The organism is Streptomyces bambusae, assembly GCF_020532645.1.
Taxonomy (GTDB): Bacteria; Actinomycetota; Actinomycetes; order Streptomycetales; family Streptomycetaceae; genus Streptomyces; species Streptomyces bambusae.
In genome coordinates this window covers 1-18871 of sequence record NZ_JAJAUZ010000018.1, presented here as the reverse complement: position 1 = coordinate 18871, position 18871 = coordinate 1, and the positions used below count along the sequence as shown (strand labels likewise).

At 71.2% G+C, this 18871-nt stretch carries 20 protein-coding genes and 1 riboswitch; of the genes, 10 read left to right on the top strand and 10 right to left on the bottom strand.

The window, feature by feature from the left end:
* Nucleotides 1-36: 36 nt before the first annotated feature.
* A complete protein-coding gene (locus LG634_RS15010) occupies nucleotides 37-1404 on the bottom strand; it encodes an alpha,alpha-trehalose-phosphate synthase (UDP-forming) (RefSeq protein WP_226734288.1) in 1368 nt (455 codons plus the stop codon).
* A gap of 118 nt (nucleotides 1405-1522) precedes the next feature.
* Nucleotides 1523-2488, bottom strand: coding sequence for a glucosyl-3-phosphoglycerate synthase (locus tag LG634_RS15005; RefSeq protein ID WP_226734287.1), 966 nt, complete (start codon nucleotides 2486-2488; stop codon nucleotides 1523-1525).
* Nucleotides 2489-2661: 173 nt separating this feature from the next.
* Nucleotides 2662-2809, top strand: a riboswitch (SAM riboswitch).
* A gap of 17 nt (nucleotides 2810-2826) precedes the next feature.
* Here LG634_RS15005 and thrC point away from each other — a divergent pair.
* The 4 genes from thrC to groL all read left to right on the top strand — a co-directional run bounded on the left by thrC (nucleotide 2827) and on the right by groL (nucleotide 7037).
* Nucleotides 2827-4110 (top strand): threonine synthase, encoded by a 1284-nt coding sequence (thrC, locus tag LG634_RS15000; protein WP_226734286.1) that lies wholly within the window; start codon nucleotides 2827-2829, stop codon nucleotides 4108-4110.
* 32 nt (nucleotides 4111-4142) lie between these two features.
* Entirely contained in the window at nucleotides 4143-4421 is a 279-nt protein-coding gene (locus LG634_RS14995) for a MoaD/ThiS family protein (RefSeq protein WP_226734285.1), read from the top strand.
* 431 nt (nucleotides 4422-4852) lie between these two features.
* Nucleotides 4853-5059 (top strand): cold-shock protein, encoded by a 207-nt coding sequence (locus tag LG634_RS14990; protein ID WP_030009783.1) that lies wholly within the window; start codon nucleotides 4853-4855, stop codon nucleotides 5057-5059.
* A gap of 358 nt (nucleotides 5060-5417) precedes the next feature.
* Nucleotides 5418-7037 (top strand): chaperonin GroEL, encoded by a 1620-nt coding sequence (gene groL / locus LG634_RS14985; protein ID WP_226734284.1) that lies wholly within the window; start codon nucleotides 5418-5420, stop codon nucleotides 7035-7037.
* A 298-nt stretch (nucleotides 7038-7335) separates the two neighbouring features.
* On the opposite strand, the gene LG634_RS14980 is transcribed toward groL, so the two are convergent.
* From LG634_RS14980 to LG634_RS14965, 4 genes are all read right to left on the bottom strand, one after another.
* Nucleotides 7336-7746: a type II toxin-antitoxin system VapC family toxin gene (locus LG634_RS14980; RefSeq protein WP_226734283.1), complete on the bottom strand. Its 411-nt coding sequence runs from the start codon at nucleotides 7744-7746 to the stop codon at nucleotides 7336-7338.
* Entirely contained in the window at nucleotides 7743-7964 is a 222-nt protein-coding gene (locus LG634_RS14975) for a hypothetical protein (RefSeq protein ID WP_226734282.1), read from the bottom strand. Before LG634_RS14975 ends, LG634_RS14980 begins: the two co-directional genes overlap by 4 nt.
* A complete protein-coding gene (locus tag LG634_RS14970) occupies nucleotides 7961-8929 on the bottom strand; it encodes a hypothetical protein (protein ID WP_226734281.1) in 969 nt (322 codons plus the stop codon). Before LG634_RS14970 ends, LG634_RS14975 begins: the two co-directional genes overlap by 4 nt.
* Before the next feature lie 399 nt (nucleotides 8930-9328).
* Nucleotides 9329-9781: a GNAT family N-acetyltransferase gene (locus LG634_RS14965; RefSeq protein WP_226734280.1), complete on the bottom strand. Its 453-nt coding sequence runs from the start codon at nucleotides 9779-9781 to the stop codon at nucleotides 9329-9331.
* 153 nt (nucleotides 9782-9934) lie between these two features.
* On the opposite strand from LG634_RS14965, the gene LG634_RS14960 reads away from it, so the two are divergent.
* Nucleotides 9935-10408: a carboxymuconolactone decarboxylase family protein gene (locus LG634_RS14960; protein WP_226734279.1), complete on the top strand. Its 474-nt coding sequence runs from the start codon at nucleotides 9935-9937 to the stop codon at nucleotides 10406-10408.
* A gap of 60 nt (nucleotides 10409-10468) precedes the next feature.
* Here LG634_RS14960 and LG634_RS14950 read toward each other — a convergent pair whose 3' ends face one another.
* On the bottom strand, nucleotides 10469-11497 hold the full coding sequence (locus LG634_RS14950; protein WP_308072500.1) for a helix-turn-helix domain-containing protein: 1029 nt from the start codon (nucleotides 11495-11497) through the stop codon (nucleotides 10469-10471).
* 129 nt (nucleotides 11498-11626) lie between these two features.
* On the opposite strand from LG634_RS14950, the gene LG634_RS14945 reads away from it, so the two are divergent.
* Nucleotides 11627-11908, top strand: coding sequence for a hypothetical protein (locus LG634_RS14945; protein ID WP_308072498.1), 282 nt, complete (start codon nucleotides 11627-11629; stop codon nucleotides 11906-11908).
* A gap of 39 nt (nucleotides 11909-11947) precedes the next feature.
* Here LG634_RS14945 and LG634_RS14940 read toward each other — a convergent pair whose 3' ends face one another.
* Complete coding sequence (locus LG634_RS14940) at nucleotides 11948-12784, bottom strand: LuxR family transcriptional regulator (protein ID WP_226734278.1); 837 nt, start codon at nucleotides 12782-12784, stop codon at nucleotides 11948-11950.
* A 166-nt stretch (nucleotides 12785-12950) separates the two neighbouring features.
* On the opposite strand from LG634_RS14940, the gene LG634_RS14935 reads away from it, so the two are divergent.
* Together LG634_RS14935 and LG634_RS14930 are read left to right on the top strand one after the other, a co-directional pair.
* Nucleotides 12951-14393, top strand: coding sequence for a hypothetical protein (locus LG634_RS14935; protein ID WP_226734277.1), 1443 nt, complete (start codon nucleotides 12951-12953; stop codon nucleotides 14391-14393).
* Nucleotides 14394-14475: 82 nt separating this feature from the next.
* Complete coding sequence (locus tag LG634_RS14930; RefSeq protein ID WP_226734276.1) at nucleotides 14476-14811, top strand: thioredoxin family protein; 336 nt, start codon at nucleotides 14476-14478, stop codon at nucleotides 14809-14811.
* Here LG634_RS14930 and LG634_RS14925 read toward each other — a convergent pair whose 3' ends face one another.
* Nucleotides 14812-16263, bottom strand: coding sequence for a PTS transporter subunit EIIC (locus LG634_RS14925; RefSeq protein WP_226734275.1), 1452 nt, complete (start codon nucleotides 16261-16263; stop codon nucleotides 14812-14814).
* A gap of 448 nt (nucleotides 16264-16711) precedes the next feature.
* On the bottom strand, nucleotides 16712-17629 hold the full coding sequence (gene murQ / locus LG634_RS14920) for an N-acetylmuramic acid 6-phosphate etherase (protein WP_226734274.1): 918 nt from the start codon (nucleotides 17627-17629) through the stop codon (nucleotides 16712-16714).
* A gap of 191 nt (nucleotides 17630-17820) precedes the next feature.
* Between murQ and LG634_RS14915 the strand changes: the two genes are divergently transcribed.
* Both LG634_RS14915 and LG634_RS14910 read left to right on the top strand, forming a co-directional pair.
* Complete coding sequence (locus LG634_RS14915; RefSeq protein WP_226734273.1) at nucleotides 17821-18192, top strand: DUF8819 family protein; 372 nt, start codon at nucleotides 17821-17823, stop codon at nucleotides 18190-18192.
* 7 nt (nucleotides 18193-18199) lie between these two features.
* The gene (locus LG634_RS14910; protein WP_226734272.1) at nucleotides 18200-18469 is read left to right on the top strand and encodes a DUF4031 domain-containing protein; all 270 of its coding nucleotides are present in this window, start codon (nucleotides 18200-18202) and stop codon (nucleotides 18467-18469) included.
* Nucleotides 18470-18871: the final 402 nt, after the last annotated feature.

The following is an 18871-nucleotide window of genomic DNA, read 5'->3' as shown; positions in this document are numbered from 1 at the left end:
CAGGCAGGAGTTTGACGACAGACCCTAGGCCGCCCCTCACCCCAGCAGGTCCTCCAGCTGCCGCAGGAACCACGCCTCCGGCGGCAGCGCGGTGGCCGCGGCCGCCAGGCGCTTGGTGCGTTCCGCGCGTTCCGGGTCCGGGAGGGACAGGGCCGCGTGGAGGGCGGCGGCCGTTTCCGAGACGTCGTACGGGTTCACGGCGAACGCGTCCTCGCCCAGTTCCGGGAACGCCCCCGCCTCCCGCGACAGCACCAGCGCGCAGCCCGCCTCCGACACCACCGGGATCTCCTTCGCCACCAGGTTCATGCCGTCCCGCACCGGGTTCACCAGCGCCACGTCCGCCATCCGGTACGCCGCCAGCGAGCGGGCGAAGTCGTCCTGCACGGACACCAGCACCGGCTGCCAGTCCGCCGTGCCGAACTCCTCGTTGATCTCCCGCGCCAGCTCCGCCACCCGCTCCGTGTACGCCCGGTACACCGCCAGGTCCTGCCGCGACGGGTACGCCGACGCCAGGTGCACCACCCGGCCCCGCCACTCCGGCCGCTCCACCAGCAGCTCCCGGTACGCCAGCAGCCCCCGCACGATGTTCTTCGACAGCTCCGTCCGGTCCACCCGCACCACCGTGCGCCGGCCGCCGACCTCCGCCCGCAGCCCCGCCAGCCGGTCGTCGACCTCCGGCCGGTGCGCCAGCCGCCGCAGCTCCTCGCCGTCCACCCCCAGCGGGTACGCGGCCACCGCGGTGCGGCCCAGCCGCTCCGGGCCCGCGCACCGGCGGAACAGCTCCGCCCAGCCCTCCGTGTGGAAGCCCAGCCGGTCCGCGCCGAGCATCCCCCACAGCAGCCGCTCCCGGACCTCCGCCGGCAGCACCCGGAAGTACGCCGGATCCGCCCACGGCGTGTGCGTGAAGTGCCCGATCCGCAGGTCCGGCCGGCGCTCCCGCAGCAGCCCCGGCACCAGCGCCAGCTGGTAGTCCTGCACCAGCACCGCCGCGCCCGGCGCCGCCTCCGCCGCCAGCGCCTCCGCGAACGCCAGGTTGTACGCCTCGTACGCCTGCCAGCGGCGCCGGAACTCCGCATCGAAGACCGGCTCGGTCGGAATGTCGTACAGATGGTGGTGGACGAACCACAGCACCGAATTCGCGATCCCGTTGTACGCGTCCGCGTAGACCTGCTCGGGGACGTCCAGCATCCGCACCCCCGGCTCGGACACCCCGCGCCGGACCGCCTCGCGGTCGCCGTCGCCGAGGGCGGCGCACACCCACAACGCCTCCGGCCGGCCCGCGAGGGCGGCCGACAGGCCGGAGACCAGACCGCCCCCGCCGCGCCGGGCCGTCAGCTCCCCGTCGTCGGAGAGGGCGTACGAGAGCGGGCCACGGTTCGCTGCGACGAGCACGTGAGAAGGCATGCGGCGAACCTAGCCCGGCCCGCTCCCGCTCAAACGTTTCCGGCGCGCGCTCCGCCAAGGGGCGTACGGCTCCGGCCACGCGCCCCGCCGAACGGTCGTACCCCCGTACGCAGAACCGTTACGCCACCCGGCGCTGCCCGTACTCCTCGATCTCCCGCATCGGCGGCCGCTCCTCCGTGTCCACCGGATACGTCCGCGGCACGAAGCCCTCCGGACCGCGCTCGAACTGCGTCAGCTCCGGCCGCACCAGGTGCCCGCGGGAGAGCCGCACCTGCGCCGTGCGGTAGATCGCGGCCGCCATCCGGCCCAGTGCCTGCCCGTCCTGGTGCCGGTGGATCCGCACGCCCACGTCCACCTGCGCCAGCGCGTCCAGCCCCACCGTGTGCAGCGCGTCCACCAGCAGCCCCAGCTCCACCCCGTACCCGACCGGGAACGGCAGCCGCTCCAGCAGGGACCGGCGGGCCGCGTACTCGCCGCCGAGCGGCTGCACGAAGCCCGCCAGCTGAGGCCAGTGCAGGTTCAGCAGCGGGCGCGCCACCAGCTCCGTCACCCGGCCGCCCTGCCCCGGCGAGTCGCCCTCCGGCAGCCCGGACAGCCGCAGCGGCCGGTCGTACATCGCCTTGACGAACTGGAGGTCCGGATCCGTCAGCAGCGGCCCGACGATCCCGGACACGAAATCGGCCGAGAAGTCACGCAGGTCCGCGTCCACGAAGCACACGACGTCACCGGTGGTCGCCAGCAGCGACCGCCACAGCACCTCGCCCTTGCCCGGCAGCGCCGGGAGCCGCGGCAGGACCGCATCCCGGTGCACCACCCGCGCGCCCGCCTTCGCCGCCACCTCCGCGGTCCGGTCCGCGGACCCGGAGTCCACCACCACCAGCTCGTCGACCAGCGGCACCGCCTCGACCAGCTCGCGCCGGATGACGTCGACGATCTCGCCGACCGTGGCCTCCTCGTCGAGCGCGGGCAGCACCACGCTGACCGTCGTCCCCGACGCCTGCTTCGCCGCGAGCAGCACGTCGAGCGGACGGTCGGCGGCCGACCAGGAACGGCCGGCCAGCCAGCGCTCCACCTCATCCAGCACGGGCGGTACTCCCCTGTTCCTGACTCTCGTCCCGGCCGTCACAGCGGCCGAAAAGTGATCCATCTCGCGGTTCGGACAGCCGTCTCGGCAGCCCGCCCCTTCGGTTACAGTCTTGAACAACGCGGACGACCATCGCATGTCGGGGGTCGAATGCCGCGACCACAATCGAATACCGCTCATCCAGAGGGGCAGAGGGACACGGCCCGTTGAAGCCCCGGCAACCCTCCAGCCGGTCTCGTGCGCATCGTCGCCGCGAGGCTCCCGGCTAGGGAAGGTGCCAATTCCGTCTCATGGCGACGTCCGCCATGGGGAAGATGAGGAGAAAGGGCCTCGCCATCATGGCTGTACAGACTGTTACCCCCGCGCCGGTCGCTTCCGTCGACCTCGGTCCCGCCACCGCCCTCTCCTGTCGCGAATGCGGCACGCGGTTCGACCTCGGCCCCATCTTCGCCTGTGCCGAGTGTTTCGGCCCGCTCGAAGTCGCGTACGAGCTGCCCACGGGCGATCCGGAGGCCCTGCGCAAGCGGATCGAGGCCGGCCCGAACAGCATCTGGCGCTACGCCCCGCTGCTGCCCGTCCCCGCGGACGTGGCGACCAAGCCCAACCTGAACCCCGGCTTCACCAAGCTCGTCGACGCGCAGAACCTCGCCAAGGAACTCGGCGTCACCGGCAAGCTCTACGTCAAGGACGACTCCGGCAACCCGACGCACTCCTTCAAGGACCGCGTCGTCGCCATCGCCGTCGAGGCCGCCCGCGCGTTCGGCTACACCACCCTCTCCTGCTCCTCCACCGGCAACCTGGCCGGCGCCGTCGGCGCCGCGGCCGCCCGCGCCGGCTTCCGGTCCTGCGTGTTCATCCCGCACGACCTGGAGCAGGGCAAGGTCGTCATGGCCGCGGTCTACGGCGGCGACCTCGTCGGCATCGAGGGCAACTACGACGACGTGAACCGCTTCTGCTCCGAGCTGATCGGCGACCCGCTGGGCGAGGGCTGGGGCTTCGTCAACGTCAACCTGCGCCCGTACTACGGCGAGGGTTCCAAGACCCTGGCGTACGAGATCTGCGAGCAGCTCGGCTGGCAGCTGCCCGACCAGATCGTGATCCCGATCGCCTCCGGCTCCCAGCTCACGAAGATCGACAAGGGTCTCCAGGAGCTGATCAAGCTGGGCCTCGTCGAGGACAAGCCGTACAAGATCTTCGGCGCCCAGGCCGAGGGCTGCTCCCCGGTCTCCACCGCCTTCAAGGCCGGCCACGAGGTGGTCCGCCCGCAGAAGCCGAACACCATCGCCAAGTCCCTCGCGATCGGCAACCCGGCCGACGGCCCGTACGTCCTCGACATCGCGCGCCGCACCGGCGGTTACGTGGAGGACGTCACCGACGAGCAGGTCGTGGATGCGATCTCGCTGCTCGCCCGGACCGAGGGCATCTTCGCCGAGACCGCGGGCGGCGTGACCGTCGGCGTCACCAAGAAGCTGATCGAGGAGGGTCACCTCGACCCGTCCCTCACCACCGTCGTCCTCAACACCGGCGACGGCCTCAAGACCCTGGAAGCGCTCTCCGGCACCGGCCAGACCGCGACCATCCGCCCGAGCCTGGACGCGTTCCGCGCCGCCGGCCTGGCCTGACCATCCCCTGCACTACGGAAGGCAGTAGAGCCATGAGCGTCAACGTCCGCATCCCCACCATCCTGCGCACCTACACCGGCGGCCAGGCCGAGGTGCCCGCCGAGGGCGCCACCCTCGCCGAGGTCATCGCCTCCCTGGAGAGCAGCCACCCGGGCATCGCCGCCCGCGTCCTGGACGACCAGGGCAAGCTGCGCCGCTTCGTGAACGTCTACGTGAACGACGACGACGTGCGCTTCGAGGGCGGGCTGGAGACGGCCACGCCGGACGGTGCGGGCGTGTCGATCATCCCGGCGGTCGCCGGCGGCTGCTGAGCCGTACCGCCGAGCCGCACCGCACTGCCGAGCCGTAACGGAAGTTGCTCAAGCTTCTTCTGAATTGCCCCTTCCGCAAAAGCGGAGGGGGCAATTCTGCTTGATTGGGCGCGGTAGGGTTGGGGTAGTCCCCGGCGTTGTTTGTGCCTCTCGTGTGTGAGTGCGGCCGCCGAACGGCGACATCGGGCCAATGTGCGTGCGCCCTTTGCCACTTGAGGTGCGTTTTGTCCCGCCCGACTTGCCCGGGAATCTCCGTGGTTTTCGTCCGATGTCGATGTATTGACGTGTCTTGAATTCTCGTCGGAATGACCTGTTGCAGACCGCGGTCGGGCAGATACATTCAGCCGCGGTCGAAGCGTTCCGGCGCACTTTCTGACCCGGGACCGCGAAGTGCGGTCCTGTTGCAAGGGCCAGTAACAGGGGAGTTAGCCATGGCTCAGGGCACCGTCAAGTGGTTCAACGCGGAGAAGGGCTACGGCTTCATCGCGGTCGACGGTGGTGCGGACGTGTTCGTCCACTACAGCGCGATCCAGATGGACGGGTACCGCACCCTTGAAGAAGGTCAGCGAGTCGAGTTCGAGATCTCGCAGGGCCAGAAGGGTCCGCAGGCGGACATGGTCAAGCTCGCTCTCGGCTGACCCCGGGCGATCGACCGACCACCGACGCGTACACGCACGAGGGGCCTGCATCCACACCGGATGCGGGCCCCTCGTGCGTGCCCGGCGACCCCCTCTCCGCGGGTGCCGGCCCGTGCCGCGTGCGTGCATACGGCACCCGGTGCCGGGGCCTGCCGAGTCGTGAGAGCCGCTTGCACTCGGGGGGGTCGAGTGCTAATCATTGGCGTTAGCACTCTCCGGGTGAGAGTGATAAAGACGAGGACCGGGTCGGTGAGGCCCGCAGGCCGGTGGGGCAAGGAACCACTGGGCTTGCAGGCCGTCCGTCGCGGGCGCCAGCGCGGTCCGAAGCAATCCACCCCAGTCCGGGAGGACCACTTCAATGGCCAAGATCATCGCGTTCGACGAGGAGGCCCGGCGCGGCCTGGAGCGCGGCATGAACCAGCTCGCCGACGCCGTCAAGGTCACCCTTGGCCCCAAGGGTCGCAACGTCGTCCTTGAGAAGAAGTGGGGCGCCCCCACGATCACCAACGATGGTGTGTCCATCGCCAAGGAGATCGAGCTGGAGGACCCGTACGAGAAGATCGGCGCCGAGCTGGTCAAGGAAGTCGCCAAGAAGACGGACGACGTCGCCGGTGACGGTACGACCACCGCGACCGTTCTGGCCCAGGCCCTGGTCCGCGAGGGCCTGCGCAACGTGGCCGCCGGCGCCAACCCGATGGCCCTGAAGCGCGGCATCGAGAAGGCCGTCGAGGCCGTCTCCGGCGCGCTGCTGGAGCAGGCGAAGGACGTCGAGACCAAGGAGCAGATCGCCTCCACGGCCTCCATCTCCGCCGCCGACACCCAGATCGGCGAGCTCATCGCCGAGGCCATGGACAAGGTCGGCAAGGAAGGCGTCATCACCGTCGAGGAGTCGCAGACCTTCGGTCTGGAGCTCGAGCTCACCGAGGGCATGCGCTTCGACAAGGGCTACATCTCGGCGTACTTCGCCACCGACATGGAGCGTATGGAGGCCTCGCTGGAGGACCCGTACATCCTGATCGTGAACTCCAAGGTCGGCAACGTGAAGGACCTCCTTCCGCTGCTGGAGAAGGTCATGCAGTCCGGCAAGCCGCTGCTGATCATCGCCGAGGACGTCGAGGGCGAGGCCCTGTCGACCCTGGTCGTCAACAAGATCCGCGGCACCTTCAAGTCCGTTGCCGTCAAGGCCCCGGGCTTCGGCGACCGCCGCAAGGCCATGCTCGGCGACATCGCCATCCTCACCGGTGGCACGGTCATCTCCGAGGAGGTCGGCCTCAAGCTCGAGAACGCGGGCCTGGACCTGCTGGGCCGCGCCCGCAAGGTCGTCATCACCAAGGACGAGACCACGATCGTCGACGGTGCCGGTGACAGCGACCAGGTTGCCGGTCGCGTGAACCAGATCCGTGCCGAGATCGAGAACTCCGACTCGGACTACGACCGCGAGAAGCTCCAGGAGCGCCTGGCGAAGCTCGCGGGCGGCGTGGCGGTCATCAAGGCCGGTGCCGCGACCGAGGTCGAGCTCAAGGAGCGCAAGCACCGCATCGAGGACGCCGTTCGCAACGCGAAGGCGGCCGTCGAGGAGGGCATCGTCGCCGGTGGTGGCGTGGCCCTCCTGCAGGCCTCCCAGGTGTTCGAGAAGCTGGAGCTCGAGGGCGACGAGGCCACCGGTGCCGCCGCCGTCAAGCTGGCGCTCGAGGCCCCGCTGAAGCAGATCTCCGTGAACGCCGGCCTCGAGGGCGGCGTCATCGTGGAGAAGGTGCGCAACCTGCCCGTCGGCCACGGCCTGAACGCCGCGACCGGTGAGTACGTCGACATGATCGCCGAGGGCATCATCGACCCGGCGAAGGTCACGCGCTCCGCGCTGCAGAACGCGGCCTCCATCGCCGCGCTGTTCCTCACCACCGAGGCCGTCATCGCCGACAAGCCGGAGAAGGCTGCGGCCGCCCCCGGTGGCATGCCGGGCGGTGACATGGACTTCTGATCGACCCCTGTGGGTTGATCGGCTGTTCTTGCCGAGGGCGGCACCCTTTCCGCAACGCGGAGGGGGTGCCGCCCTCGGGCGCTTCCGGGGGCCTTCGCCCCGGGGCTCCGCCCCGTACCCCGGTCCTCAGTCTCCCCCAGCCCCAGGGGCTGGGAGGTGCCCCCTGGACGGGCTTGATGTTGCCACGGCCCGGACTTCGGCTGCGGCGGGGGCAATCTCCTGCCTCGCCGGCGTTTGAGGCGCGGGGTCCGGGGCGGAGCCCCGAATCCTTGAGCCCCGCCGACGATCGCGGCGGGGCTTACGGCAGCAGGGCGAAGGGCGTGGTCCGGGCGGGCCGCACCACCGTGAAGTGGCGTCGGTCGAGCGTGGCAATGGCATCGGCGCCCAGCCGTTCGGCGATGGCGATGACGGATGCATCCACGGCGCCGAGGGGGAAGTCGGCGTAGATCTCGACCAGCTCCGCCGCCCTGTCGATGTCCGCGCGGGCGAGCGGGACCAAGGTGATCTGCCCGGCGCCGATCGAACGCAGAAACGCGGCCTCGGCACGCGAGCCGTGCTCGCGCTCCAGCAGGTAGCAGACCTCGGTCAGGACGGGGTACGGCACGAGAAGCGGTCGCGGGGTCCGGCGCATGAGGTCGACGCAGCGAGCGTGGTGCTTGTCGTCGGCGTCGAGAGCGGCGAGAAGCGGACCGGTGTCCCAGATGATCACTCGGCGGGGCGACCGATCTCTTCGCGGAGGATGTCCCCGGACCGCTCGGCGAGGTCGCCCTTGCCGCTGCGGAGCATGCCGACGAAGTCGGGGAGTGGCCATTCCTCCGTGCCGTCCTCGGCCATGGTGCTCTCCCGCACGATGGCCAGTATCGGGGCGACTTGCTCGTCGGGGAGCCGGTCGATGAGTGCATGCAGTTCATCCCGCAAAGTGCTCATGCTCCCAGCGTACGGCGGCACAGGGCCGCGTGGGCGTGGACCTCGGGCGGGGTGAGGGGTGGGGTGAAGACCACGGGGCGGGGGCGGCAGGCGCGGCAGAGGCCGTCCGTGAAGGCGGTGGGCGGGCCGGGGGCCTGGCACTCCGTGCATTCGGCGCGGACCGGGGGATCCGGCGTGGGCTCGGCCCGGGGCGGAGGTGCGGCCGGGAGTTTGGATTCCAGGCGTTTGCGGACGAGGGCCGCCGGGTGGTGGATGACGGGCGGCAGGCCGGCGGTGAGGGTGAGGCGGATCCGGTCGGGGGAGAGGCCGCGGTCCAGCCAGGGCACGAGGAGCGGGGCGAGGGCCGTGCAGTCGGCCTTGGAGAGGGCCAGGGCCGGGGCGGTGCGGGTGAGCGAGGAGAGGAGGTCGTAGGCCGGGGGCACATCCAGCCCCTCCGGCGTTTGAGGAGCGGGGTTTGGGGCGGAGCCCCAAGAAGTGCAACCCGGCGGGCGCCGGGCACCGGGCTCTGTCCGGACCTGCTCCTCAAGCGCCGGAGGGGCTGGGATTGCCGGGCCCCCGTCTGGACGGCCCGGCGCGGGGCCCGGGGCCGGGCGCTCGCGGCGGGTGAACGTCGTCCACCAGGCGCCGTCGCGGGCCGTGCGGGAGAAGAAGGTGCGGGTCACCCAGCGGGTGTCCTGGCCGGAGAGCTGCTGCCGGACGCGGTGCAAGTGGCCCGCGGTGGTCAGGCGGTTGAGGGCCGTGCGGAGGGCGCACTGGCCCCAGAGGGGGAGGACCGCGGCGAGCGTCTTGACGCTGATGTCGGAGCCGTCGGGAAGGCGGTCGATGTACGCGGCGACGGCGGCCTCGCGGGCGGGGAGGCGGGCGAAGTCGTCAGCGGTGCGCGGCCGTTGCTCCGGTGCGGCGATTTTGCCGTAGCCGGGCTTGGCGAGGGGGTGCGGGGCAGGCCTAAGCTGAGCATCATCCACGGGGATCCCTTTTTGATCTCGCGGTGGCACGGCCCTCGTCGGTGTTGTCAGCACCTGCGGGGGCCTTTCACGTTTCCAGCCGCAAGCTAGAGGGTCATGGCTCTCCGTTGCAAGCCGATCACGGATTGTCATACCGGGTGCGGTGGGTGGTGGAAAAGGGTGGTGGGTGGTGGTGGGCTCCGCCCACCACCCATTTCAAGCACAAAGCGCTCGACCGCCGTTACTTGAGCTTCGGGCGGCGAAGCACCCCCGGCCCCGCCGAAGTACCCCCAGCCCTGCCGGGGCAAGCTTCAGCCCCGACGGGGCAGCATCCGGCCCGAGCTCTGGATGCTGCGGGGCAAACTCCAGCCCCGCCGGCGTTTGAGGCGCGGGGGTCCGGGGGCGGAGCCCCCGAAGGGCTCAGCCGGCGGAGTGCTTCAGCGGACCGAGCGGCCAGTCGTCGGTGAGCCAGGCGACGACGGCCGACCGCAGCACGCCGTCCAGCTCCGCCCGGTCCGCCCGCACCCACGTCCTCACGTCCGCGTGATGCGAACCCCCGCGCGCCGGATACACGTACACGCACCCGATGACCTCGTCCGCGCCCTCGATCACGCTGTACGTGAAGCCCTTGCGCTGCGCGAAGTCGTCCGCGTGCTCGACGAGGTCGGCGCGGTTCGCCTCGGCGGACATCCCCTCCGCCGGCGGCCAGTTGCGGCCCGCGAAGTCCGGCAGGGACCGGATGTACTCGATGCTGCCGGTCCAGGCGGCGAGGTCGCGCTCATTGTGTTCCGGCCCGAGGGGCTCCAGGCGGAACGCGGGGGTGACGAGGTTGAGGGGAACGGTGAAGTCGTCAGGTACGAAAGGGGAGCTCATGCGGTCGACGCTACGAGCCGGGGGCGCGGAGCGCATCCGAGAATCCCGGCCGACAGCAGAGTGACCGGCGTCACACGCGGGATGTGTCAGGGGCGGGCGGGCTGTCCGGTCAAGGGGGTGAAGTCACGGACCACGACAGAGGAGTTCACCACCATGGAAGCTCGCATGAACCTCCACGCCAGCGCCATCGCCGGCAAGGCGGGCAAGCACCTCGTCGCCGCCGGGAAGGCCGTGGAGGCCTCGACCCTGCCGCACGCGGTCCAGGAGCTGGTGAAGATCCGGGCCAGCCAGATCAACGGCTGCGGCTTCTGCACCGACATGCACGTCAAGGACGCGACCGCCGCGGGCGAGACGGCGCTGCGTCTGAGCCTGGTTGCGGTCTGGCGCGAGGCCACGTGCTTCACCGACGCCGAGCGCGCGGCCTTGGAGCTGGCCGAGGAGGGCACCCGGATCGCGGACGCGGCCGGCGGCGTCCCGGACGAGGTCTGGGCGAACGCGGCCAAGCACTACGACGAGGAGCAGCTGGCCGCGCTCGTCGCACTGATAGCCCTGATCAACGCCTTCAACCGCCTGAACGTCATGGTCCGCCAGCCGGCGGGCGACTACCAGCCGGGTCAGTTCGGCTGAGCCGGCGGGGTGTGCGGCGGCCGGTCCCGCCCGGGGCTCAAGCCCCGGGCCGGCCTCCGGTCAGAGCGCCCCGGCCCCGACGGCCCGCACGAACGGCGCCCACGCGGCGGCCCGGAACACGACGACCGGACCGGTACCGCGGCGCTTGGAGTCGCGGACGGGCACGACACCCTCGACTGTGGCGACCTCCACGCAGTCGCCGCCGTCGCCGCCGCTGTAGCTGGCCTTGCGCCAGTGGGCTTGGCTCAAGTCGTAGTCGTTGTGCATCTCGTGTGCCTCCGCTGCCGCTTCGAGCATGGCCAGGGATAGTTCAGGGGACTTGGCTGCGGCCCTTGCAAGATCGTAGAGGTGGCGGCACTGGGCCACCGTGAGCGGGTCGTCCAACAGCCGGCCTGTTTCGATGCTTTGAACGTAGGCGAGCGACGGCGCGTCGGGGAAGGACATCAGCTTCACCGAGCCCTGCATGGCGCCGTGTGCACCCTCCGCGTAGGGGAGTACCTGGACGATGATCCGGCCGCGCACGCTGAGGTCTGCGATGTGGCGCAACTGTGCCGTCATGGCCGCATGTCCGCCCACTGGGCGTCGGATGACGGCCTCGTCCAGGACCACCCACACCAGCGCCGCGCCCTCACCGTCGAGAATGCGGGCCCGTGCAAGCCGAGCATCGACATTCTCAGCAATCTTGTCCGGTGGCCAGGTTGGATTGGCCGTACGGAAGACGGCCCGGGCGTAATCGGCGGTCTGGAGCAGTCCAGGCACGAGTATCGGGGCGTACTCGTGGATCTCGTTGGCCTCGCCCTCCCGCTCGACCACGTCCGCGAAGTGATCCGGGTAGCGAGAGGTCTGCCCGGCCGCCAGGTTCCGGACGAAGAACCCGTTCGCGTCCAGCACTTCGTCCAAGCGGCGGGCGTACTCCTCCTGAACTCGCCTGGTGCCAGCCTCCAGTTGGCCGATGAACGAGCCGCTCACGTACAGCGCCTCGCCCAACTCCTGCTGGGTGAGCCCTGCCCGCTCGCGGTGGTGCCGAAGTTCGGCTCCGTAGAACGCCCGTGGGGACCGGGAGGGGTCGATCTTGCGCGGTTCCGGCATTCGGGATCTCCCAACGCTGCATCCAACACCTGGGGTTGTTGCCCCCGCCGCACTGCCCCACCGTAGTCGCGCCCGCCACGCTGTGTGCGTGAACGCACTACTCAGAGTGCGGAGTGAAAGGAGAGGCGCATGGGTACGGACTGGGCGGCCAGGATGCGGCTGGCGGAAGAGGTGCTGGGGGAGCTGCGGACCGAGCTGGTGGAGGCGGGCATCGCGTTGCCATCCGTACGGCTGGACCCGGTGTCGAGCGCCGGGAACGACCCGCGTCCGCTCATCGACCTCGGCCGGTGCAACCCCGCGACCGCCGCCCAGCTCGCCGCCACCCTGCGCGCGGTGCGGCGTACCGCAGCAGACCCCCGGGATGTGTGCAATGCGGCGACCCGAGGCATCGCGGCAGTGGTACGGGAGTGAGGGCCGGTGGCAGAGTCGGGGTGTGGCCGGGGACGGCGGTCACCGGCTGGGGGACGCGCTCTCGCGGCCGATGAGGAAGCCCAGTTGGAAGCGGTGTTCGGCGCCGTACTCCGTTTTCAGGTGGGAGACGTGTGACTGGAGTGACCGCAGGCTCAGTCCCAGCCGGCGGGCTATCTCACGATCGGAGCGGCCCTCGGCGAGGAGTTTGACGATGGCCTCCCGGATCGCCGGGACCACGTCGGCGGCGGCTTCGGCGGCGCGTACGGGAACGAAGGGGTGCGGGGCCGCGCGGTCCCAGGCCCGTTCGAACGTGTCGGTGAGGAAGCGGACGACGGCGGGCTCGGTGACGACGGCGGCGATCGAACGGTCGGCGTTGGCCGGCAGGAACGCGGTCCTGCGGTCCACGATGATCAGGCGGTCGAAGAACTCGTCCAGGGTGCGGATCTGGGCGCCGTACGCCGTGGCCGTGCGGACGTAGTCCTTGGTGGCCTCGTCGAAACGGGTGCTGTGCTGGTAGAGCGTGCGCATCGCGACACCGGCGGAGATCCGCCCGCGGACGGCCTCCAGAGCCGCTTGCAGGACCGCGCCCGGGCGGGGGCCCTCCGGCTGGGCGGTCAGGATCTCCGTCTGCGCGGCGTCCAGGTGGTCCTGCATGGCAGCGAGTATTTCCGGCTTGCCGTGTACGTAGCTGAACCCGGGGTCGTCGCACGGCGGCTGCGGGATCTTGTCGGCGCGGGCGAGAGAGTCCGCTCCGGCCGTGAGCCGGTTCGCCAGCTCACCGAGGTGCCAGGCGGCTTCCCTCAGCGCCTGCTGCGGATCTGCGGCACTCGTTTCCCACTGCTGCGGCATCTGCGGAATCCCCCGGATGTTCGTCACGTCCGGGTCAAGGATGGCCGAAGGCTCCACGGGGGTGGGCCTTCGGCCCCCCTGCGTAACGGGGCTGATGCCGTGCTGTGGACGGAAGCAGACGGTCCGTTAGTCGTCTTCGTTTCGTGATCACGGGACGTACAACGTCCGGTGGGCCGAACCGGTCGAACCGGGCATGAAGACTCGTCTCCTCCTGCCGGCCGTGGCCGGTCTGGCGGCCCTTGCGCTGACGGCGCCGGTCTCGGCCGCCGAGCCGGCCGCCTCCGCCGTCCCGGCCGCCGCTTCCTCTTCGGCCCACCCGGTCATCAAGCTCACCTCGTCGCCCGTGAACGTGGGTCTCGGCGGCTGGCGGAGGCTGGAGATCCGCTATAACAACCCGGGTCCGGAGGTCCGTGGCGGGTACACCGTCACCGCCGACCTCGCGGGCGTGGCCGGCTTCATCAGGGCGGAGTTCGACGAGCCCGACTCGCGCTACTGCAAGGCCACCGGCACCAAGATCACCTGCAAGCCGGAGTTCGGCCTGATCCGCGAGGGCACCGCCGACGGCCAGATGGCCACGATCGCCCTGTGGACCCTGCCCGGCGCCAAGGTCGGCGACAAGGGCGCCGTGACGGTGTCGGTCACCGCACCCGGGCGCACCGTGGAGCCCGTCACCACGACGGTCGAGGCCGGCGGCCCCGACCTCGCCCTGACGATGCCCAAGCACAAGGAGAAGCAGAAGCCCGGCGCGAAGATCCCGCTGCCGTTCACCTTCACCAACAAGGGCACCGAGCCCGTCACCGACGTCCTCCTGACGGCGGAGGCCACGTATGGCATCCAGCTGGGCGGAAACCACCGGAACTGCTCCTACCGCGTCGGCTCGATGCGGGGCCGCCCGACGAGCGACGTCGACACCGTGAACACCTACCAGTGCCGCATCAAGGGCGTCTTCCGGCCCGGCAAGACCTACAGGGTGGCCACCCCGGTCGCGATGCGCGTCGCCGAGTGGACCAGTTCCTGGGAGTACTTCGAGATCAGGGTGGACGAGGACAACGCGGAACACCGCAGGATCTGGCGTCAGGACGCGCACAAGGCCCGCCAGGGCGCCGGACCCGAGCTGACCGCCACGCAGGTGCCCGTGGCCGCGCCGCAGCAGATCGGTGAGCACGGCCGGGACGTGAACCCCTACAACAGCCACTACTCCGGGTCGCTCTTCGTGGCGGGCGCGGGGGCGGACTTCGGCACGGTGGGGACCACCGTGCGGGGCAAGGCCGGCGACACGGTGAAGGCCACGGTCAAGCTGCGCAACCACGGCCCCGCGTACTTCTCGGCGCAGAAGGCCCAGGGGATTCTGAAGCTGCCGAAGGGCGTCACGGTGGTCAAGGCCGACCCCGCGTGCACGGTGGTCAAGCGGGCGGACGGCACCGTGAAGTACCACTGGTGCGCGGCGGTCCCGCCGGGCGGCCGGAGCTACGTGAAGCCGCGCGAGGAGTTCTCGTACACCTTCACGCTGAAGCTGGACCGGACGCTCAAGAACGTTTCCGGCTCGTTTTCGACGCGGCTGTTCACGGACGACAACGAGGACCAGAACTTCGCGAACGACAAGGCGCCGGTGCGGGTGAACCCGACGACCCGCTGAGCCGTGGGCGGGGGCCTCGCCGGGGGAGGATGGGGGCGGCGGCCGGTCGTTCGGTCGGCCGTGACACGGAGGAGAGAGCCGCATGGCAGCAGTCGGAGTGCACCACCCGAAGGAGGACGCGGAGTTCGACTTCGTCCTGGCGCACCTGCCCGGTCAGCCGGTCCTCGCCTTCTTCTGGGGCGTCTGGTCCGCCCCCTGCAAGACCCTGGAGCCGGTCGTACGCGACCTGGCCCGCGCGTATGCGGGCCGGGTCGCGGTCGTCCGCACCGACATCGTCCGCTGCCCGGAGACCGTGAAGCGTATGGCCGTCCTCGGCGCCCCCACCTTCGTGCTGCTGAAGGACGGCACGGAGGTTGCCCGCACGACGGAGGCGGTGGACGAGGCGGGGGTCCGGGCGTTCCTGGACGGGGCGCTGTGATCACGCACGCACGGGCTGCTGCTCGTCCGGATCGGGCGTGGGGTTGGTGGGGGCGGCCGGGTTGAGGTCGGACAGCATCTGGGGGGTGAAGCCGAAGAAGTAGGTGGCGAGGAAGCCCGTTGCGTAGCCGGTGAGGAGGCCGCCGGCGTAGAGGGCGGTGGTGGTGAGGAGGCCGGCGGAGCCGTTCAGGAGGGGGAACAGCGCCCAGCCGGACGGGCCGATGGCGGTGGCGCCGAACGAGGTGCCGAGCTGGTGGAACAGGCCCACGAACGCGCCGCCCGCCGCGCCGCCCGCGCACGCCGTGACGAACGGGCGGCCGAGGGGGAGCGAGACGCCGTAGATCAGCGGTTCGCCGACACCGAGCAGGCCCGGGGGGAGGGCCGAGCGGATCGTGCGGCGGATCGAGGGGTTGCGGGGGAGCCGGGCGTAGACGGCGAGGGCCGCGCCGACCTGGCCGGCGCCGGCCATCGCGAGGATCGGGAGCAGGACGGTGTGGCCCTGCTGCTCGATGAGCGTGGCGTGGATGGGGATCAGGGCCTGGTGCAGGCCGAGCATCACCAGCGGCAGGAAGAGCCCGCCGAGGACCAGGCCGGCGGGGGCGCCGCCGGTGTCGAGGAGCCGGTTCGCGAACGAGCCGATGGCGCGGGAGACCTCGCCGGCGACGTACATCAGGCCGTACAGGGTGGCCAGGCCGGATACGAGGACCGTGAGCGTCGGCGTGACCAGCACGTCCAGGGCCTCCGGGACGCGGCGCCGGCACCACTTCTCGACCTGTACGGCGAGCAGGGCGGCGGCGAGCGCCCCGAGCACCCCGCCCTGCCCCGGAACGAGCGGATGCCCGAACGCCTCGATCTTCGCGACCCCCGGGAACACGATCACGGCGGCCACCGCCCCGCCGAGCACCGGCGTGCCGCCGAACTCCTTCGCGGTGTTGTAGCCGACGAAGACGGCGATCAGCGACATGAAGCCGGAGGCAATCGCGGCGAGGGCGGGGACGACGCCGGGGAGTGCGCCGGAGTTGATCAGGAGGCCGTTGAGGCCGGCGATGATGCCGCAGCCGATGAGGGCGGGGATGAGGGGGACGAAGACGTTCGCGATGCGGCGGAGGAGGAGCTTGAGGGGGGTGGCGTTCTTGGTCTTCTGCGCTTGGCGGAGGGCGGTGCCGTGGGCGGCGAGGGTGGTGGCGGTCGTTCTGTGGGCTTCCTCTGCGAGGAGGGCTTCGAAGGCTTGGGTGACGTGGGTGACCCGTCCCGGACCGAGGACGATCTGGTACGTGTCGTCTTCGACGACGCCGAGGACGGCGGGGAGGGCGCGGAGCGCGTCGTCCCGGACGAGGGTGCGGTCGTGGAGGGTGAGGCGGAGGCGGGTCATGCAGTGGGCCACTGCCTGTACGTTTCCGGCTCCGCCGACCAGGGGGAGGATCGCGGCGGCGGTGTCGTGGTGGGGGTCCATGGGGTCCGTGCCTTGTGTTTGTGCGGGTGGGGGGACGGCGCGGCTCAAGATTCGGGGCTCCGCCCCGTTCCCCGCGCCTCAAACGCCGGCGGGGCTGGTTGTGGGGCTCCGCCCCTGACCCTGCCCCTCAAACGCCGGCGGGGCTGGTTGTGGGGCTCCGCCCCTGACCCTGCGCCTCAAACGCCGGCGGGGCTGGTTGTGGGGCTCCGCCCCGGATCCCGCGCCTCAAGCGCCGGACGGGCTGGAGTTTGCCCGGCCGGGACTTTGCCTGCGGGCTGGACGCTGCGGGGGAAAAATCCAGCCTCGCCGGCGTTTGAGGCGCGGGGTGCGGGGCGGAGCCCCGGGGTTTTTGGCTCCGCCGCGACGCCCAGCCCGTCCGACCTCCAGCCGCGCCGGCGTTTGAGGCGCGGGGTCTGGGGCGAGCCCCGGGGGTTGGGGCCCGGCTGAGTCAGGGGCGTGGGGGAACGGCTTGGCGGAGGTGGCCGGAGGCGGCGGAGAGGAGGCGGGTCGCCTCGGGGGCGTCGACGCCCGCCAGGAGGATGAGGATCGCCGGTTTCACCTCGCCGGAGGCGGCGGCCAGGGCCGATTCGACGGCCTCCGGCGAGGCGCCCGTCGCCTGCGCGACGATCCGCCGCGCACGAGCGCGCAGCTTCTCGTTCGTGGCGCGGACGTCGACCATCAGGTTCCCGTACGTCTTGCCGAGGCGGATCATCGTGATGGTGGACAGCATGTTCAGGACGAGCTTCTGGGCCGTGCCCGCCTTGAGCCGGGTGGAGCCGGACAGGACCTCCGGCCCGACGACCACCTCGATGCCGTGCTCCGCGGCAGCCCCCAGCTCGCTGCCCGCGTTGCAGGCGAGCCCGATGGTGAGGGCCCCCGCCTCCCGCGCGTACCGGACCGCCCCGACGGCGTAGGGCGTACGGCCGGAGGCCGAGATGCCGACGACCGTGTCGGCGGGGGTCAGGTCCAGCCCCGCCAGATCCGCCGCCGCCAGTTCCGCCGAATCCTCCGCCCCCTCCACCGCCCGGACCATCGCCTCCGGCCCGCCGGCGATCAGCCCGACGACCTGCGCGGGGTCGGTGTTGAAGGTCGGCGGGCACTCGCTCGCGTCCAGCACGCCCATCCGTCCGGCCGTGCCCGCCCCGGCGTAGAGCAGCCGCCCCCCGTCCGCCATCCGTTCCGCGACGGCGTCGATCGCGGCGGCGATCTGCGGGAGCTGCGCGGCGACGGCGGCCGGGACCCCGGCGTCCTCGGCGTTCATGGTGCGGGCGATGTCCAGCGTGGACCACCGGTCGATCTCGGCGAGTTCGGGCCGGACCGCCTCGGTGGTGAGGGCGTCGAGCTGAGCGCGGAGTTCGGTGTACATACGCGTCCTGACGTGAGGCGGCGTGGCACGTCCCCGGGGGTGGTGTCCGTACGCCCCGGGGGCACCACAGAACCGTATTTTCCGGCCGATCCGGGCGTCAACGCGCCACAAGCCGAGACGGGCACCGGATCTCTCGTACCGGGGAAAGGGGGGTCTTCGCCCCAATGGCCCCTCGGGGTGAAAATGGGCCCATGGACCACGCGACCCCGTTGGAGAAGGCGCTGCATGCCGCCCGTGCCCTGGTACTCGCCGACCTCGTAGCGGGCGAGGTCGCCGATGCCGATGTCGTGACGCTCGTCGAGGATTCGGTCGTGCACCGCCGGTGGTGGGTGGAGCAGTGGCCGGAGGGCGTCGACTACCTGGCCGGGCTGATCGCCCAGGACGTCCAGGACGCGCTGCTGGAGAAGTACGGGCGCTGGCCGCTGTGCCCGGTGTGTGCGCACGGGGATCCGCATGCGCTGGATGTGGAGCCGGAGTTGGGGCCGGATCCGCATTGGGTGTGCGGGAAGGCGGGGGTGAAGGTGGCGTCCGTGGGGGCGCTGGGAGGGGTGTTCGGGCGGTGATCGCCGGATGACGCTGTACATCGATCCGCCGAATTGGCCGGGGCACGGGCGGATGTGGTCGCACCTGGTCAGTGATGTTTCGTTCGAGGAGCTGCATGCGTTTGCGGCGTTGATCGGGGCGCCGGAGCGGGCGTTCGACGGGGATCACTACGACGTGCCGTCGTACCGGTATGCGGATGCGGTGTCGGCGGGGGCGGTCGAGGTCGGCAGCAAGGAGCTCGTACGCCGCCTCACGGAATCCGGCCTCCGCCGCCCCAAACGGCGCGCAGCCCCGTAGCCCGGCCGGGCTTGGACTTGGCGGGGCCCAAGACCGGGGCTCCGCCCCGTACCCCGGTCCTCAAGCGCCGGACGGGCTCCGATGTCGCCCCTTGCGGGGTCGGCCTGCTGAGGGGCCTCCTTTGCAGGGGCTCCGCCCCCACACCCCTGGTCCTCAATCGCCGGACGGGCTTGATTTTCCCCTGCCCGGACTTTGCCCGCGGCCTGGAGGCGGCCACTCCGGCCTCGCCGGCGTTTGCGGCGCGGGGTCCCGGGCGGAGCCCCGAATCTCTCAGCCCGTCCGGCGATTGAGGCGCGGGGTCTGGGGCGGAGCCCCGAATCTCTCAGCCCGTCCGGCGTTTGAGGACCGGGGTCCGGGGCGGAGCCCCGGTTCGGGAAGGGGCGGGGTGGGGGAACAGCCCCG

Excerpts from the sequence above, each read along its gene's own strand:
- LG634_RS14950 (WP_308072500.1), bottom strand. The coding sequence starts at position 11,497 with ATGCCGGAACCGCGCAAGATCGACCCCTCCCGGTCCCCACGGGCGTTC.
- thrC (WP_226734286.1), top strand. The coding sequence starts at position 2,827 with ATGGCTGTACAGACTGTTACCCCCGCGCCGGTCGCTTCCGTCGACCTC.
- LG634_RS14935 (WP_226734277.1), top strand. The coding sequence starts at position 12,951 with ATGAAGACTCGTCTCCTCCTGCCGGCCGTGGCCGGTCTGGCGGCCCTT.
- LG634_RS14930 (WP_226734276.1), top strand. The coding sequence starts at position 14,476 with ATGGCAGCAGTCGGAGTGCACCACCCGAAGGAGGACGCGGAGTTCGAC.
- LG634_RS14960 (WP_226734279.1), top strand. The coding sequence starts at position 9,935 with ATGGAAGCTCGCATGAACCTCCACGCCAGCGCCATCGCCGGCAAGGCG.
- LG634_RS14975 (WP_226734282.1), bottom strand. The coding sequence starts at position 7,964 with ATGAGCACTTTGCGGGATGAACTGCATGCACTCATCGACCGGCTCCCC.
- LG634_RS14965 (WP_226734280.1), bottom strand. The coding sequence starts at position 9,781 with ATGAGCTCCCCTTTCGTACCTGACGACTTCACCGTTCCCCTCAACCTC.
- LG634_RS14915 (WP_226734273.1), top strand. The coding sequence starts at position 17,821 with ATGGACCACGCGACCCCGTTGGAGAAGGCGCTGCATGCCGCCCGTGCC.
- LG634_RS14925 (WP_226734275.1), bottom strand. The coding sequence starts at position 16,263 with ATGGACCCCCACCACGACACCGCCGCCGCGATCCTCCCCCTGGTCGGC.
- LG634_RS14910 (WP_226734272.1), top strand. The coding sequence starts at position 18,200 with ATGACGCTGTACATCGATCCGCCGAATTGGCCGGGGCACGGGCGGATG.
- groL (WP_226734284.1), top strand. The coding sequence starts at position 5,418 with ATGGCCAAGATCATCGCGTTCGACGAGGAGGCCCGGCGCGGCCTGGAG.
- murQ (WP_226734274.1), bottom strand. The coding sequence starts at position 17,629 with ATGTACACCGAACTCCGCGCTCAGCTCGACGCCCTCACCACCGAGGCG.
- LG634_RS14945 (WP_308072498.1), top strand. The coding sequence starts at position 11,627 with ATGGGTACGGACTGGGCGGCCAGGATGCGGCTGGCGGAAGAGGTGCTG.
- LG634_RS14995 (WP_226734285.1), top strand. The coding sequence starts at position 4,143 with ATGAGCGTCAACGTCCGCATCCCCACCATCCTGCGCACCTACACCGGC.
- LG634_RS15010 (WP_226734288.1), bottom strand. The coding sequence starts at position 1,404 with ATGCCTTCTCACGTGCTCGTCGCAGCGAACCGTGGCCCGCTCTCGTAC.
- LG634_RS14990 (WP_030009783.1), top strand. The coding sequence starts at position 4,853 with ATGGCTCAGGGCACCGTCAAGTGGTTCAACGCGGAGAAGGGCTACGGC.